This is a genomic window from Pantoea sp. WMus005 (assembly GCF_013415305.1).
Lineage (GTDB): Bacteria > Pseudomonadota > Gammaproteobacteria > Enterobacterales > Enterobacteriaceae > Pantoea > Pantoea rara.
The window spans coordinates 307,199-322,795 of the sequence record NZ_JACBXU010000004.1 but is presented as its reverse complement, the minus strand read 5'-3'; the positions used below and the strand labels follow the sequence as shown (position 1 = coordinate 322,795).

The following is a 15,597-nucleotide window of genomic DNA, read 5'->3' as shown; positions in this document are numbered from 1 at the left end:
TATGCAAGACGCAATTAAAATTGATCCCCGCGACAATGTCGCCGTGGCGTTACGTGACTTAGAGGCGGGCGCTACCATAGCGCTGCCGCCACTGAGTGTGGCGGTGCAACAGGCCGTCGGGCGCGGACATAAATTTGCCCTGCAGCCTATCGCCCAGAATGAGCTGGTGATTAAATATGGGCTGCCGATTGCCCATGCCACGCAGCCTGTGGCTGCCGGTGAGTTAATCCATTCTCAGAACGCCCGCACCAATCTCAGCGATCTGGATGAGTATGCGTATCAGCCCGAGTTCGTGACGTTACCGTCGCAGCCAGGTGACCGTGAGGTACAGATCTACCGTCGGGCTAACGGCGAGGTCGGCATCCGTAATGAACTGTGGATCCTGCCGACCGTCGGCTGTGTCAACGGCATTGCGCGTCAGATCCTGCAGCGTTTCCTGAAAGAGACACAAGAGGCCGAAGGGATCGATGGTGCATTCCTGTTCAGCCACACCTTCGGCTGTTCGCAACTGGGACAGGACCATGAAAATACCCGCACCATGCTGCAGAATATGGTGCGCCATCCCAACGCGGGCGCGGTGCTGGTGATTGGTCTTGGCTGTGAAAATAATCAGGTCGACGCCTTCCGTGACACGCTTGGCGCGTTTGAAAGCGACCGGGTCGAGTTTATGGTGTGCCAGCAGCATGATGATGAGGTTGAAGCCGGGCTGGAGCGTCTGCATGCCTTGTATGAAAAAATGCGGCATGACCGGCGCGAGCCAGGCAAACTCAGCGAGCTGAAGTTTGGTCTGGAATGCGGCGGTTCGGATGGTTTGTCCGGCATCACCGCCAACCCGCTGCTGGGACGTTTCTCGGACCAGATGATCGCCAATGGCGGCACGACCGTGCTGACTGAAGTGCCGGAAATGTTTGGCGCAGAGCGAATTCTGATGAGCCGCTGTCGCGATGAAGAAACCTTCAGCAAAACGGTGGCGATGATCAACGACTTCAAACAGTACTTTATCGATCACCAGCAGCCAATCTACGAAAACCCGTCGCCAGGCAACAAAGCGGGCGGCATCACCACGCTGGAAGAGAAGTCGCTGGGCTGTACCCAGAAAGCGGGGCAGAGCCAGGTGGTCGATGTGCTGAAATATGGCGAACGGTTAAAAACGCCTGGGCTGAATCTGCTGAGTGCACCGGGTAATGATGCGGTCGCCACCAGTGCGCTGGCGGGAGCCGGTTGTCACATGGTGCTGTTCAGTACCGGACGCGGCACGCCGTATGGCGGCTTTGTGCCGACGGTGAAGCTGGCGACTAACACGCCGCTGGCGGAGAAGAAGCCGCACTGGATCGACTTTAATGCCGGACGGTTGATCGAGGGGATGAGCATGGATGCAATGCTGGAAGATTTTGTCGACAGCATTGTGGCGATTGCCAGCGGTCAGCCGACCAACAACGAGAAGAACGACTTCCGCGAGCTGGCGATTTTTAAAAGTGGCGTGACGCTCTAACACCAAAAAGCGATCTTGCTCGTTCAGAGAGCTCAAAAGCTCAGGGAGCGGGTGGCAGAGTCCGAAGAGCAAAGCGTCCCGCGCCAGAGAAGGCGCGGGCCGAGCGAGCAGGGATGCGTAAAGCGACTTTGCGATCGGACTCTGCCATCCGCGAAGAGCACAGAATTAACCGGCAGTAATAACGAGCTTATGCCCGGCTGGTTTCACGGCCAGCTTCTGCCTGACAGACGGCCGCCGTAAACAGAATATCGGTAGAGGAATTCAGCGCGGTTTCCGCCGAATCCTGCAGTACGCCGATAATAAAGCCGACCGCCACGACCTGCATCGCCAGATCATTCGGAATACCGAACATATTACAGGCCACCGGGATCAGCAGCAGCGAACCGCCCGCCACGCCTGATGCCCCACAGGCACAAAGTGATGCCACCAGACTCAGCAGAATCGCCGTCGGTACATCAATGCTGATACCCAGCGTATGCACCGCCGCCAGCGTCAGCACGGTAATCGTGATCGACGCACCCGCCATACTGATGGTCGCACCCAGCGGAATCGACACCGAATAGGTATCCTCATCCAGATTCAGACGTTTCGCCAGCGCCATATTCACCGGAATGTTGGCGGCAGAACTGCGGGTAAAGAAGGCGGTCACGCCACTTTCACGCAGGCAGGTAAAGACCAGCGGATAGGGGTTACGGCGGATTTTAGAGAACACCAGCATCGGGTTCACCACCAGTGCCATCAGCAGCATACAGCCGATCAGTAACGTCAGCAGATGCGCATATTGCCACAGCGCGCCAAAGCCGGTAGACGCGAGGATCGAGGCCACCAGACCGAAAATCCCGATCGGCGCGCAGCGAATGACGCAGCGTACCAGCCAGGTCACGGCATGAGAGGCATCATTGAGCAGAGCGCGGGTGCTGTCACTGCTGTGACGGAACGCCAGACCGAGGCCAATCGCCCACACCAGAATGCCAATGTAATTAGCCTGCATCAGCGCAGTAATCGGGTTGGCGACCATGCTCATCAGCAGCCCACGTAACACTTCGGTAATACCGGAAGGCGGAACGATTTCCGTGGTGCCCACCGCCAGCGTCAGCGTCTGCGGCACCAGATGACTGAACACCACCGCGACCACCGCCGCGAAAAAGGTGCTCAGCAGATAAAGTACAATAATCGGCCGGATATTGGATTTCTGGCCCTGCTGGTGGTTAGCAATCGAAGCAATCACCAGCATCAGTACCAGTAACGGGGCGACCGCTTTCAGCGCACTGACAAACAGTTCACCCAGCAGACCGACCGCAATGGCGGCATCGTGTGAAATCCAGGCGAGCGCCACACCGGCGATCAACCCAATCATGATTTGCTTCACCAGGCTTCCGGCGAGCAGCGTGCCCAGACGTGCGGAGAGAGTTTTCTGCATAATATTTTCTATATTTTGTCGCGGATGTAGTTTCAGACGCGATGTTTTGCATCGGCTAAAACGGTTTGCCCGGCGGAGTATAAGGAAAAGATTGGACGAGAAAAGAGAAAATTCTGTCACTGTGGAGCAGGTCAGATTTTTATTATGCTGGATAGTGGAAGTGTGACAGAGGGATGAAATGGCGCGACAGGCTGCCACAAAATAAAACAGGGGCATCCGCTGCCCCTGCAGGTAATTATGGTGCGAGCTTTTTCTGGTCTCTTTTGCGGTTAACCCAGGCATTAATCAGCAGGGTTGAGGCCAGAATGGCACCGACTACACCCAGCGAGATACCGACCGGAATATGGTAGAGGTCGACAATCAGCATCTTAAAGCCGATAAACACCAGCACAATCGCCAGACCATACTTCAGCATCGAGAAGCGTTCCGCCACGTTCGCCAGCAGGAAATACATGGCACGTAAACCCAGGATAGCGAACAGGTTTGAGGTCAGCACGATGAACGGGTCAGTGGTCACCGCGAAGATCGCCGGGATACTGTCGACGGCAAAGATTACGTCACTGAGTTCCACCATGATCAGCACCAGCAACAGCGGGGTCGCAAACAGCACGCCGTTTTTGCGGGTGAAGAACTTCTCACCGTCGAGATCGTCGGTCATGCGTAAATGCTTACGCAACCAGCGTACTACCGGTTTGTCGCCGACCGCACCATCATCCTCTTTTGCCAGCGCCATCTTCACGCCCGTAAACAGCAGGAAGGCACCGAACACATAGAGGATCCAGCTGAATTGCGTGACCAGCCAGCTCCCCGCGAAGATCATGATAGTACGCAGAATGATAGCGCCTAATACTCCGTAGATCAGCACTCGGCGCTGCAGGTTGGCCGGAATAGAGAAGTAGCTGAACAGCATCAGCCAGACGAAGACGTTATCCACCGCCAGCGCTTTTTCCAGCACGTAACCAGTCAGGAAAGCGAGTGTCTGCGTATTAGCAACTTCACGTCCCGCACTGCCCTCCAGATACCACCAGAAGGCGGCGCTGAACAGCAGTGAGACGGAAACCCAGATCAGCGACCAGACAGCCGCCTGTTTGAAAGACATGGTCTGCGCGCCGCGGCGTCCCTGTAACAGCAGGTCGATAGCCAGCATGATAAGCACCACAACCGCAAAGCTGCCCCACAGTAAAGGCGTACCCACAGTTTGCATATTCGTATCCTGTCTTAAAAAGAAAAAAAACGGCTGAAGTCAGAAGACGTCAGCCGCTTATTTTTGTGTAAGCAAACCTCGCCTTCCGGCAAGGTCTCACTTACAACACAGAAATGGATTCCGGGTTGCCTGATGACCGGATGCTTTCGCAACGTAGTGACGATCAATCAGCTTACAAGTTACTCCCCTTTGCAGGAGGCTAAGTTACGGTTTAGCCGCACAGGAAGCAACCTATCTCAGACATATTTAGAAATATTTACACAGCAGCCTCATCGGCCGGGAAGATTACACCAGTCTGGCGACGGATTTCGGTCAGAAGCGCAGCGGTAATGCGCGAAACCTCTATTCCGGGATGGTCCACCTGGCGCTGCTCAACCAGCCGCGCAAACGCGGCCGCTTCATACAGCATGGTGTTGATATGCTGCGGCTCACTCAGCGCCTGCTTTTCAGCACCACGAGGAATAAAGGTCAGTTGCTGGCACTCAGAGAGCTTTTCAATCACCAGCGCGCCTGCTTCACCCTGAATCTCGCTGGGCAGGCTGGAATTACTCACCTTCGAATGCAGAATCGTCACGTCGAAATCGCCATAGCTGAGCACGACTACGCCATGTGCGTCCACACCGCTCGCAAGCAGCGTCGCGGTAGCGTGCACCCGGTCTGGCTGGCCCCACAGCGCCACCGCTGAAGCCAGGCAATAATAGCCGATATCCATAATAGAGCCATTCGACCAGCGCGGATCAAAAGTATTGGGGTTCTCGCCGTTGAGATAGCGCGGATAGCGTGAAGAGTACTGGCAGTAACACAGCAGCGCTTTCCGCAGTTTACCCACGTCAGGTAACGCCTGCTGCAGCCGCAGGAAATTTGGCAGGCTGGCGGTTTTAAATGCCTCAAACAGCACCACCTGATGCTCACGGGCGCAGGTGATCATCTGCTCCACTTCGGCCAGATTTGAGGCCAGTGGTTTTTCGCAAATCACATGCTTGCCGTGCGACATAAACAGCAGCGCCTGCTGGCAGTGCAGGGCGTTGGGGCTGGCCAGATAGACTGCATCAATCTCCGGGCTGGCGGCCAGGGCTTCCAGTGAGGTAAAGGTCTGTTTGCAGGGATAATCGGCAATAAAAGCGTCGGCCTGCTGCTGACTGCGTGAATAGACCGCACAGAGCTTCATCGCTCCGGTTTCATGAGCGGCATCAATAAACTGGCGTGTAATCCAGTTTGTTCCCACAATGGCAAAACGAATCACGTCATCTCTCCGGCAGCGTTAAAGCGGCAGAGTAACATCTCTCCGATGCGGTGCAATGGTGCCGGGCGGGCAGGGATTGATCCTGCGATCCGCATTCCAATAATATGCGGAAGCGATGATCTTTATGTATCAACCAGGGAGCGCAGGTGAAAGCAAGTAAGCACGCATTAAACTGGACCACACTTCTGATCGCCATTCCGGTCGGGTGCGCGGCGTCGCTGGTGACGCTGGCTTTTCGCGGCGTGATTGAACTGATCAACCATCTGCTGTTTGCCCGCAGTGGTGAGATTACCGACTCCCTGCATCTCTGGCCGTGGATCTTCTGGCCGCTGCTGGTGGGGGCGGGCGGCGTGCTGGCGGGTTATTTCCTGCGTTACGCGGTTGCCATCGAGCAGCAGCAGACGGTGAAAACAGATTATCTTGAAGTGATTAATGCCCGGCTTGATGCGGTGCCGACCAAAACGTCGCTGTTCCGTGCCCTGTCGTCGATTGCCAGTATCGGCAGCGGGGCATCGATCGGTAAAGAGGGGCCGATGGTGCAGCTCTCGGCACTGTGCGGCAGTGCGATTGGCCGCCTGTTACCGGCGTCTCTTAATCTGAAGAACAGTGACGTGGTGGCGATGGCCGCCGCAGCCGGCCTTGCGTCGGTCTATCATGCGCCGCTGGCCTCGGCGATTTTTGTGGCGGAAATTGCGTTTGGTATTTCTGCGTTGCAGCGGCTGATCCCTCTGATTATCGCCTCAGCAACAGCGGTGATGACCATGTGGACGCTGGGCTTTCGCAGCGCGCTCTATCCGCTGGCGGATGCAAACTTCGCCATGGATCTCAGTAGCCTGCTGATGACGGTCGTCATTGGTTTGAGCGCCGGTCTGGCGGGCTGGATTCTGATTAAATGCATCGCCCGCAGCAAAGTGCTCTTCAGCCGGGTCGCCTCGCTGCCCGTGCGTCTGGGCGCGGGCGGCTTTGCGGTGGGCTTACTGGCGCTGATCTCCACCGATATCCTCGGCAACGGCTACGAAGTCATCGTCAAAGTCATGGCGGGCGACTATCTGCTGCCGGGACTGCTGCTTTTGCTGGTGCTGAAAACCCTTGCGACCAGCCTGTCGGTGGGGTCGAACGCCGTTGGCGGACTCTTTACGCCCTCGCTGCTGATTGGCGCGCTGCTTGGCGTCATTATCGCGACGATGGGGGCGGCGTTACATCTGCCGCTCGGCAATGTGCTGCTCTATGCCGCGATTGGCATGGCGGCGGTGCTGGCGGCGGTCAGTCAGGCGCCGTTGATGGCGATGCTGATGGTGCTGGAGATGACGCTCAACAGCAGCCTGCTGTTTCCGCTGATGATCGCGACTGTGCTGGCGTCGATGGTGGTCTATCGTCTGCAATCCGCCAGTACTTATCCGGTCGTGAGTCATCACTTCAACCGTTCAGAAGCGAAATATGACTTCGATAACATGCGCATAGCTGAGCTGATCATTCCCGGTGCGGCGTTGCAGCCGGAGGAGTCAGTCGGGCAGGCGCTGGCGGTCAGCTCGCTGAAGCGTGAACGCTATGTCTATGTCATCAATGCCGCAGGCGCTTTCCTCGGCGTGGTCTCGATTCATGAGATTTCGCGCCGGGTGCTGGCGCAGGAGATCACCCTGGACTCACCGGTACAGTGCGTCATGGATCAGGATTTTCCGGTGATCTTTGAAAATCAGAGTATGCGTGAGGGCTGGGAGGCGTTTGCGGCAGTCACGCTGGAGCGACTGCCGGTGCTGAATAATCCTCAGGAGCGACGCTTTCTGGGGGCGCTGACGAAAACCAGCCTGATTCAGAAAGCGCAGGAGTTTCTTTAAGCTGCGTTGCCGCGCATCGCCTGGTCTGTCATCCAGAGGCGGGCATCAAATTCGAGCTGGTGGTAATCCGGCTCCATATGGCAGCAGAGCTGGTAGAACGCCTTGTCGTGATCTTTCTCTTTCAGATGTGCCAGCTCATGCACCACGATCATCCGCAGAAATGGCTCCGGTGCGAGACGGAAAAAGGTCGAGATGCGGATTTCCGCTTTCGCTTTAAGCTTGCCGCCCTGGATGCGCGAGATGGCCGTGTGCAGACCAAGTGCATGCTTCATCACCTTGATTTTGTTATCCCACATCACTTTGCTGATTGGCGGCGCGTTGCGCATATAGCGGTTTTTTAGCGCCTGCGTGTAGTCATACAGCGCTTTATCACTCATCACATCATGGGTGTCAGGATAACGTTCCTGCAGAAACGCGCCTAAGCGCTGATGGGTGATCAGCGTCTGAACCTGCTCAAGAAGGGGGGCAGGGTAACCCTGAAGGTAGATCAGTGAGGACATTAGGGATTCCAGGCGAAAGACAGTATACTGCGCCCCCGATTTTGGGGCGAAAATCAACCAAAGTGTACCACGCCGGAGAATTCATGAGCCAACTTGAACTGAACGATCGCACACTGATCCTGCATCGCTTCCCGCAGATGCGTGACGAAAGTCCATTACAAGCCTGGGATGCGGCTGATGAATATCTGTTACAGCAGGCGCTGCCGGAAGGACCGGTGCTGGTCTTCAACGACAGTTTCGGGGCATTAACCTGCGCCCTGAATCCGCGCACCGTCTGGCATGTCAGCGACTCCTGGCTGAGCCAGCAGGCTGCCCGTCAGAACCTGACTTTCAATGCGCTGGACGACAGCGAGGTTCACTTTGTTGATAGCCTGGCAGAACTGCCTGCGGCCCCGGCGGCGGTGCTGATTAAGATCCCTAAAACCCTGGCGCTGCTGGAGCACCAGCTGCGCGCTATTCGCGAAGTCGTCACACCCGATACGGTGATTCTGGCGGCGGCGCGCGCCAAAGAGATTCATAACTCAACCCTGCAGCTGTTCGAACAGATCATCGGTGAAACCAAAACCTCACTGGCGTGGAAAAAAGCACGCCTGATCTACAGCCAGTTCAGTAAGCCTCAACTGCGTGAAGCCACACCTGCACTGGTCTGGCCGCTGGATGGCACCCCTTATCAGATCCACAACTACGCCAATGTCTTCTCGCGTTCTTCGCTGGATATCGGCGCACGACTGTTTGTGCAGCATCTGCCGGAAAACATTGAAGGTGAGATTGTCGATCTGGGCTGTGGCAACGGTGTGGTAGGACTGGTGGCGCTGGAACAGAATCCGCAGGCCGAGGTGCATTTCCTTGATGAGTCTTACATGGCGGTCGCCTCCAGCAAGCTTAATGTGGAAATGAACCGTCCTGATGATCTGTCGCGCTGTCAGTTCGTGGTGAACAACGTGCTGAGCGGCTATCCGTCGGATCGGCTGCACGCGGTGCTGTGCAACCCGCCGTTCCACCAGCAACATGCCGTCACCGATCATCTGGCATGGCAGATGTTCCGCGATGCCAAACGCTGCCTTCAGTATGGCGGCGAGTTGCGCATTGTCGGCAACCGCCACCTCGATTATCACCACAAGCTGAAAAAGCTGTTCGGCAACTGCACACTGATCGCCTCTAACCAGAAATTTGTGGTGCTGCGCGCGGTTAAAATGCGCTAGTCAGACCGTTAAGGCCAGCTGCGTCGCCTGCGCGATGGCGCGGCGCGCATCCAGCTCCTGCGCCACATCTGCACCGCCTATTACCGTCACCACCTGTCCTTTTGCGCGCAGCGCGGCTTCCAGCTCGCGCTGCGGCTCCTGTCCGGCACAGATAATCACGTTATCGACCGCCAGCAGCAGGGTTTCGCCGTTGCGCCGCAGGTGCAGGCCGCTGTCATCAATCGCCTGATACTCCACGCTACCCCACATCTCCACGCCGCGCGCCTGCAGGCTGGCGCGATGGATCCAGCCGGTGGTTTTTGCCAGCCCGGCGCCCGGCTTACCCGACCGGCGCTGCAGCAGCCAGATTTGTCGTAACGCGTCAGGCGGTTCAGGCTTCATCACGCCGCCGCGCTGCGTCAGGCTGTGGTCGATGCCCCATTCCGCATAAAACGCCGCCAGATCCTCGTCATGTGACGGCTGCGACAGGTACTCCGCCACATCAAAGCCAATACCGCCTGCGCCGATAATGGCGACCCGTTTACCCACCGGACGCTTATCGCGCAGCACCTCCAGATAACTCAGCACGCAGTGGTGATCGATGCCCGGAATATCAGGTGTACGCGGCAGTATGCCGGTCGCCAGTATCACTTCGTCGGCGTCACTCAGTTGATCCGGCGTGACCCGACAGCCGGTTTTAACCGTCACGCCCGCGGCCGCCAGTTGATGACGAAAATAGCGCAGCGTTTCGCTGAACTCAGATTTGCCGGGAATCTGCCGGGCAATATTGAACTGACCGCCGATCTCCGGCGCGGCCTCATAGAGCGTCACCCGATGTCCGCGCTGCGCCGCCTGCAGCGCAAACGCCATTCCAGCCGGACCGGCACCCACCACTGCCAGCCTGCGCGGAGCGGTGCTGGCGATAACCGGCATCAGCGACTCATGACAGGCGCGCGGATTAACCAGGCAGGAGGTGATTTTGCCGGCGAACACCTGGTCAAGGCAGGCCTGATTACAGGCAATGCAGGTGTTGATGCTGTCTGGTTTCCCGCGCTGTGCTTTGCTGACAAAGGCGGGATCGGCGAGGAAAGGGCGCGCCATCGAGACCATATCAGCACAGCCTGACTGCAACAGCTCCTCCGCGACGGCCGGATGGTTGATGCGGTTGGTGGCGATCACCGGTACTGAAACATGGGCACGCAGGCGCTGCGTCACCCAGGCAAAGGCCGCGCGCGGCACGCAGGTGGCTATAGTCGGGATGCGCGCTTCGTGCCAGCCAATGCCGGTATTGAACAGCGTAACGCCGCACTGCTCCAGCTCGCCAGCCAGCAGCAATGTCTCCTCCAGCGTACTGCCTTCTTCGACCAGGTCCAGCATTGAGAGCCGGAAGATGATGATAAAGGCGTCGCCGGTGGCGGCGCGAACCGCGCGGGTAATCGCCAGCGCGAACTGCATCCGCTGCCGGAAGTCACCGCCCCAGCGGTCGGCGCGCTGATTGGTGTGCTTCACCAGAAACTGATTAATCAGATAGCCTTCGGAACCCATAATCTCCACACCATCATAGCCCGCCTGCTGGGCCAGTCGGGCGCAGCGGGCAAAGTCATCAATGGTCTGTTCAATCGCCGTCTCGCTCATCGCCTGTGGCGTAAACGGGTTAATCGGTGCCTGACGTGCTGAAGGCGCAACCAGATCGGGCTGATAGCTGTAACGGCCGGTATGCAGGATCTGCAGGGCGATTTTGCCCTGATGCTGATGTACTGCCTCCGTGATCTGACGGTGCCAGCTGCACTGCGTCTCGTCGGTGAGCATCGCGCCATGCGCGGTGGTGACGCCCTGCGCATTGGGGGCAATTCCCCCGGTGACAATCAGCGCGACGCCTTCCCGCGCCCGCTCGCCGTAAAACGCCGCCAGGCGGGCTGCGCCATCCGGATGCTCTTCCAGGCCGGTGTGCATTGATCCCATCAGAAAGCGGTTTTTCAGTCGGGTAAAGCCAAGGTCCAGCGGCGTAAACAGTGCAGGATAATCAGGATTGACGGACATGATAGTCACTCACAATAAAGTGGTCGGATGAGTTTACTCTAGCCACTTCTGCGTTAAAAAAAAGTGAAAGAATGTCAGGGTGTGAGTGAAATCATAAACATCGGCAGGTGAGTAGGGCGAGCGGACGCAGGGAGCCTGTGCCTTAAGCAACACCGCCTTCCGTGGCGTGCAGGACTTGTGATGTCCCTGACGCTGAACCGCTAACGCCGCCGGATCCAGGAATAGCGCGATCGATAGCCGCTGCCATGGTGGGTATTAAAGCGGTAGCTGGAACCGCTCTCGGCCATGCAGTAGGTGCAGACATTGACGTTATCGATCTGCGCAGCTGGCACGCCCGCGTTGACCAGCAACTGTGTCGCCAGTGCGGGCAGATCGAACCAGACACCCTGCTGATGGGCAGCGGCCTGTGGACGTTGTGCTTGTGAATTTACCGGCTGGTTCCGGTGCCAGCGCAGCCCGGTGGCAAACGCCGGGTTCTGTGCAATCTCCGCCAGCTGCGGTTCGGCCAGCTCATAGCAGCAGGGGCCCATCGCCGGGCCGATCGCCACGACCAGGTCCTGCGGGTTGCAGCCTTGCTCGCCCAGTTTTTCCACGGCGCGGGTCAGCACACCCGCCAGCGTGCCCTTAAGTCCGGCATGCACCGCCGCCACGATCCGCTGTTGGCGGTCGGCGAACAGCACCGGCAGGCAATCGGCGGTGTAAACCGCCACAGGCCGCGTCCCGCTGCCGATCACGCCATCGGACTCACAGCTTTTGGGCGGAATGTTCTCACTATCGGTGACCACGGTTGCGCTGTGGCGCTGATGTCCATAGGCGGCATCGGCGGGAGGCGGCTCACCCGCTGGCTGAAACGCGTAATCGAGCCACTCCAGCGAATCGAGCAACGACGAGCGGGGGATCACGGCCATAAGAATCTCCTGTTATAACAGCGTGCGTTGGGCTGCCCACAGCTTACGTTAACTGCTACATTTTTGAAGCTTCTCCTCAGACCTTTCTCACCTTAAGGATGAAATGATGAAAACCTCCGCAAAACTTGCTGCATCCGGACTGGTCGCGCTGCTGCTTACCGGCTGCGCCTCGTCTTCACATCAGACCGCGCAACAGCAACTCGGCCAGCAATCGGTACTGGCTTTAAACTGGTTCCAGCAGTCTGGCGAATATCAGGCGCTGACCTGGCAGGCGTTTAATACTGCGCGCATGGCATTTGATCAGGCACCCTCGCTGACCGGCAAACCCAAAGCGGTGATTGTCGATCTGGATGAAACCATGCTGGATAACAGTGCCTACAGCGCGTGGCAGGCGAAGAATGGCCAGCCGTTCAGCAGCAAAACCTGGTCAGCCTGGACGCAGGCGCGTCAGGCGAAAGCGGTGCCGGGCGCGGTTGAGTTCGCACGTCATGTCACAGAAAATGGCGGCACGCTGTTCTACGTGTCGAACCGCGATCAGAAAGATTACGCTGCTACGGTCGCCAATATGCAGCAGCTCGGCTTCCCCAGCGTCAGTGATAAAACGGTACGTCTGAATACCGACAGCTCCAACAAGCAGGCGCGTTTCGATGCTATCAAAAATGCGGGCTATAACGTGGTGCTCTATGTCGGTGATAACCTCAACGATTTCGGTGCGGCGACCTGGCATAAAGGGAATCAGACGCGTCGTGATTTTGTGAATCTCAACCATCAGCAGTTTGGTACGCAGTTCATCGTGCTGCCGAACCCACTCTACGGCGACTGGGAGAGCGGAATGGCGGAAAACTACAATAAACTGACCCCGGAACAGCAGCTGTCGGTGCGTGAATCACGCCTGCAAAGCTGGAACGGTAAATAATTCGTCAAGAAAAAGAGCCTGCTCGTTCAGGCTCTGTTTATAACTGGCCCTTATTTACTTACCTCCGTCACTATTTTCCTGCAAATTAAATTAATTATCTCTTGCTCCCTTCTTAACTCAATACAGGAATATCTGACTGGCTTAAACCAGTTAAGCCGGTTGATTGTGCTAATGGTTAATTTTTTAATTAAGAGGATTCCTGGTAAAAAGCACGCCGGTTGGTATGGCAGTGAGTATCCCTTCACTTATTATGTGTATTTATTTGTCAGCAATAACTTTAGTTAATTATTATTATTTTTTCATTTAATTGATTTTACTGGTTTATTAACACTTCCTGCCTGCTGGCACCGATCTTTCCTGCTTAATAAAATTTACGTAGCTCTGACTCTTACTGACGGTGAATTGACAAAAATCATGATGTGAAAATGCTGTGAAATATTACTCGTGCATTGAAATTAGTTAGCGTCTATAACCTTTTTCTGTGACTCAGTTCTTATTTACCTGGCGGCTCACGCTTTATTTGTGAGCCGATACACTTTGTGGTTAGCCAGGATGCGACATCCCGGTAGTAGAGAGAAGATGATTGTGACGACACTTAAACCCTTATTAGCGAAAAATCGCAGTTGGGCATTACAGCGCCGCCAGCGTAATCCGGATTATTTTAAAAAATTCCTTCATCAGCAAAAACCACACTCACTCTGGATTGGGTGTTCTGATAGTCGCGTTCCGGCTGAGGTATTAACCGGCTCCCATCCTGGCGAACTCTTTGTGCATCGTAATATCGCCAATATGGTGATTGAGGACGACGACAATTTACTGAGCGTGCTGCAATACGCGCTCTTCTTTCTCGGCGTGAAACGCATTGTACTGAGCGGCCACTATGGCTGCGGCGGCGTAGAAGCCGCGCAAAACCTGCCGGGCAGCGTGCTGGACGGACAGGAAAGCGCGCTGGCGAGACGCATTCAGACGCTGCGAAATGATATTCAGCAGGGGCTGGCAGAAAGTCCCGCCTCAGACGCCGCGCCGGGTGAACAGCTCGACCGGCTGGTTGAGGCCAACGTTAAGGCGCAATTCGCCAGACTGGTGAAATCTGAACCGGTCCGGCAAATCTGGCAATCGGGCCAGGAACTGGAGGTGTTTGGTTGTGTTTATGACCTGCGCACCGGCCATCTCAAAGAGCTGATTCATCAATCTGCAGAGGAACCTTTATTATGAACCTCGATACCCTGCGCCGCGACATCCCGGCGGGTCTGGTGGTGTTTCTGGTCGCCTTACCGCTCTGTCTTGGCATCGCTCAGGCCAGCGGATTACCGCCATTTGCCGGTCTGCTGACCGGTGTCATTGGCGGCCTGGTGGTCACCTCGCTGAGCCCATCGCGGTTTGCCGTCAGCGGCCCGGCGGCGGGCCTGGTTACCATCGTCGTCGCCTCAATGGCGTCGCTAGGCAGCTTCCCGGCTTTTCTCACCGCCCTGATTATCGCCGGCGCACTGCAATGTCTGTTTGGCCTGCTGCGCGCGGGACGGTTTATTTCGCTGGTGCCGGGCAGCGTCATTAAAGGCATGCTGGCGGCCATCGGTTTGTTGCTGATCATGCAGCAAATCCCGGTGGCGCTGGGCGCCGCTGGCGATGCGGAGCTGGTGTCACTGGTGACCGGCGAGATGACCTTCTCGCTGCCCGCAATCCTGGTAGCGGGTGTTGGATTAGCCATTTTATGTCTCTGGACCACCGGGCCGGTGAAACGCATCAAAGCGCTGGCCTGGATCCCCGGCCCGCTGATTGCCGTGTTGATCGGCTGCCTGGCGACTGTGGCAGGAGGGCGACTCTTCCCTGAGATGACCCAGGGCCTGGCGCGTATTTCGCTGCCCGCTTTTGACAGCGTCTCTGCGCTGGTGGCGGAGCTGGAAACGCCCGACTGGATGGCCTGGCAGAATCCACAGGTCTGGGTCGTTGCGGTAACGCTGGCACTGGTCGCCAGTCTGGAGACCCTGCTGAGTCAGGAGGCGCTGAAAAAACTGCGTCCTCAGACACCCGCGCCGTCGCCCAACAAAGAGATGTTCGCGCAGGGTATCGGTAACCTGGCGGCCGGTTTCCTTGGCGCGATGCCGATAACGGCGGTGATTGTGCGCAGTTCAGTCAACGTCAGTGCGGGCGCACAGACAAAACTGTCGATCTTCATTCACGGTGTGCTTTTGCTGATTTGCGGCATGTGGTTCAGCGAGATGCTGAATGCCATTCCGCTGGCCAGCCTCGCTGCCGTGCTGCTCTATACCGGTTATAAACTGGCGACACCGCGACTATTCGTTGAGCAGTTCCGGATGGGCGCACAGCAGTACGTGCCGTTTCTGGCCACCATCGTTGGGATTATCACGCTGGGTATGCTGGTCGGTATTGGCATCGGTATCGCCACCCAGATCCTCTACAGCATCTACAAGAGTCATCGCAACGCGTTGCAGCTTACCCGCTACGACGACCACTACGTGCTGCGCTTTCAGCAGAACCTGACGTTTATGCACAATCCAAAGTTACAGGGATTGCTGGATGAGATCCCGGAGAACAGTGTGGTTATCGTCGATAACGACAATGCAGAATATATCGATCCCGATGTCAAAGCGGTGCTTAAAGATTTTGGCGATAACGCAGACAAACGCGGTATTCGTCTGAGTCAGTGGCCGGTTGCGGTAAAATAGCGTTAAACGCAACGGTAAAGTCGTCAGAAAGGCAAAAATCGGATATCTCGGATATCCGATTTTTTTATTTGCGAGGCATAATAAGTCCCCAATTTTTACTGTCATCTGATGGGGTTAACCTTTTCAGGCTCACTTCCCTGAGTCAGCCCATGAAGGGGGTTTGATTGCCAG

The 15,597-nt window shown here is 56.6% G+C and carries 12 protein-coding genes; 6 read left to right on the top strand and 6 right to left on the bottom strand.

Annotated elements, in window-relative coordinates:
• The first annotated feature begins 1 nt into the window (after position 1).
• On the top strand, positions 2-1,492 hold the full coding sequence (locus HZZ01_RS16340) for a UxaA family hydrolase (protein ID WP_179898618.1): 1,491 nt from the start codon (positions 2-4) through the stop codon (positions 1,490-1,492).
• A 187-nt stretch (positions 1,493-1,679) separates the two neighbouring features.
• Here the strand turns inward: HZZ01_RS16340 and sstT are convergent, their stop codons facing one another.
• From sstT to HZZ01_RS16325, 3 genes are all read right to left on the bottom strand, one after another.
• On the bottom strand, positions 1,680-2,912 hold the full coding sequence (gene sstT, locus HZZ01_RS16335; RefSeq protein ID WP_179898617.1) for a serine/threonine transporter SstT: 1,233 nt from the start codon (positions 2,910-2,912) through the stop codon (positions 1,680-1,682).
• Positions 2,913-3,147: 235 nt separating this feature from the next.
• Positions 3,148-4,116 (bottom strand): TerC family protein, encoded by a 969-nt coding sequence (locus tag HZZ01_RS16330; RefSeq protein ID WP_179898616.1) that lies wholly within the window; start codon positions 4,114-4,116, stop codon positions 3,148-3,150.
• Between the two features lie 256 nt (positions 4,117-4,372).
• Positions 4,373-5,359: a Gfo/Idh/MocA family protein gene (locus HZZ01_RS16325; protein WP_179898615.1), complete on the bottom strand. Its 987-nt coding sequence runs from the start codon at positions 5,357-5,359 to the stop codon at positions 4,373-4,375.
• Positions 5,360-5,505: 146 nt separating this feature from the next.
• Between HZZ01_RS16325 and HZZ01_RS16320 the strand changes: the two genes are divergently transcribed.
• Positions 5,506-7,194 carry a chloride channel protein gene (locus HZZ01_RS16320; protein WP_179898614.1) on the top strand — a complete coding sequence of 563 codons (1,689 nt, stop codon included), beginning with the start codon at positions 5,506-5,508 and terminating at the stop codon, positions 7,192-7,194.
• On the opposite strand, the gene HZZ01_RS16315 is transcribed toward HZZ01_RS16320, so the two are convergent.
• Positions 7,191-7,694, bottom strand: a complete 504-nt coding sequence (locus HZZ01_RS16315) for a M48 family metallopeptidase (RefSeq protein ID WP_013359120.1) — start codon at positions 7,692-7,694, stop codon at positions 7,191-7,193. The two genes, HZZ01_RS16320 and HZZ01_RS16315, sit on opposite strands and share 4 nt — an antisense overlap.
• 83 nt (positions 7,695-7,777) lie before the next feature.
• Here HZZ01_RS16315 and rlmG point away from each other — a divergent pair, with 83 nt between their 5' ends.
• Entirely contained in the window at positions 7,778-8,896 is a 1,119-nt protein-coding gene (gene rlmG / locus HZZ01_RS16310; protein WP_179898613.1) for a 23S rRNA (guanine(1835)-N(2))-methyltransferase RlmG, read from the top strand.
• Here the strand turns inward: rlmG and HZZ01_RS16305 are convergent, their stop codons facing one another.
• Both HZZ01_RS16305 and HZZ01_RS16300 read right to left on the bottom strand, forming a co-directional pair.
• Positions 8,897-10,915, bottom strand: a complete 2,019-nt coding sequence (locus tag HZZ01_RS16305; RefSeq protein ID WP_179898612.1) for an NADPH-dependent 2,4-dienoyl-CoA reductase — start codon at positions 10,913-10,915, stop codon at positions 8,897-8,899.
• 200 nt (positions 10,916-11,115) lie between these two features.
• Complete coding sequence (locus HZZ01_RS16300; RefSeq protein ID WP_179898611.1) at positions 11,116-11,823, bottom strand: polyphenol oxidase family protein; 708 nt, start codon at positions 11,821-11,823, stop codon at positions 11,116-11,118.
• A 106-nt stretch (positions 11,824-11,929) separates the two neighbouring features.
• Here HZZ01_RS16300 and HZZ01_RS16295 point away from each other — a divergent pair, with 106 nt between their 5' ends.
• The 3 genes from HZZ01_RS16295 (at position 11,930) to HZZ01_RS16285 (ending at position 15,426) form a co-directional block, all read left to right on the top strand.
• On the top strand, positions 11,930-12,739 hold the full coding sequence (locus HZZ01_RS16295; protein WP_179898696.1) for a 5'-nucleotidase, lipoprotein e(P4) family: 810 nt from the start codon (positions 11,930-11,932) through the stop codon (positions 12,737-12,739).
• Positions 12,740-13,318: 579 nt separating this feature from the next.
• Entirely contained in the window at positions 13,319-13,954 is a 636-nt protein-coding gene (locus tag HZZ01_RS16290) for a carbonic anhydrase (protein WP_179898610.1), read from the top strand.
• Positions 13,951-15,426 carry a SulP family inorganic anion transporter gene (locus tag HZZ01_RS16285; protein ID WP_179898609.1) on the top strand — a complete coding sequence of 492 codons (1,476 nt, stop codon included), beginning with the start codon at positions 13,951-13,953 and terminating at the stop codon, positions 15,424-15,426. Before HZZ01_RS16290 ends, HZZ01_RS16285 begins: the two co-directional genes overlap by 4 nt.
• Positions 15,427-15,597: the final 171 nt, after the last annotated feature.

Bases quoted from the DNA above. Each gene is read 5' to 3' on its own strand.
- HZZ01_RS16295 (WP_179898696.1), top strand. From the start codon at position 11,930: ATGAAAACCTCCGCAAAACTTGCTGCATCCGGACTGGTCGCGCTGCTG.
- HZZ01_RS16300 (WP_179898611.1), bottom strand. From the start codon at position 11,823: ATGGCCGTGATCCCCCGCTCGTCGTTGCTCGATTCGCTGGAGTGGCTC.
- HZZ01_RS16305 (WP_179898612.1), bottom strand. From the start codon at position 10,915: ATGTCCGTCAATCCTGATTATCCTGCACTGTTTACGCCGCTGGACCTT.
- HZZ01_RS16290 (WP_179898610.1), top strand. From the start codon at position 13,319: ATGATTGTGACGACACTTAAACCCTTATTAGCGAAAAATCGCAGTTGG.
- rlmG (WP_179898613.1), top strand. From the start codon at position 7,778: ATGAGCCAACTTGAACTGAACGATCGCACACTGATCCTGCATCGCTTC.
- sstT (WP_179898617.1), bottom strand. From the start codon at position 2,912: ATGCAGAAAACTCTCTCCGCACGTCTGGGCACGCTGCTCGCCGGAAGC.
- HZZ01_RS16340 (WP_179898618.1), top strand. From the start codon at position 2: ATGCAAGACGCAATTAAAATTGATCCCCGCGACAATGTCGCCGTGGCG.
- HZZ01_RS16315 (WP_013359120.1), bottom strand. From the start codon at position 7,694: ATGTCCTCACTGATCTACCTTCAGGGTTACCCTGCCCCCCTTCTTGAG.
- HZZ01_RS16285 (WP_179898609.1), top strand. From the start codon at position 13,951: ATGAACCTCGATACCCTGCGCCGCGACATCCCGGCGGGTCTGGTGGTG.
- HZZ01_RS16330 (WP_179898616.1), bottom strand. From the start codon at position 4,116: ATGCAAACTGTGGGTACGCCTTTACTGTGGGGCAGCTTTGCGGTTGTG.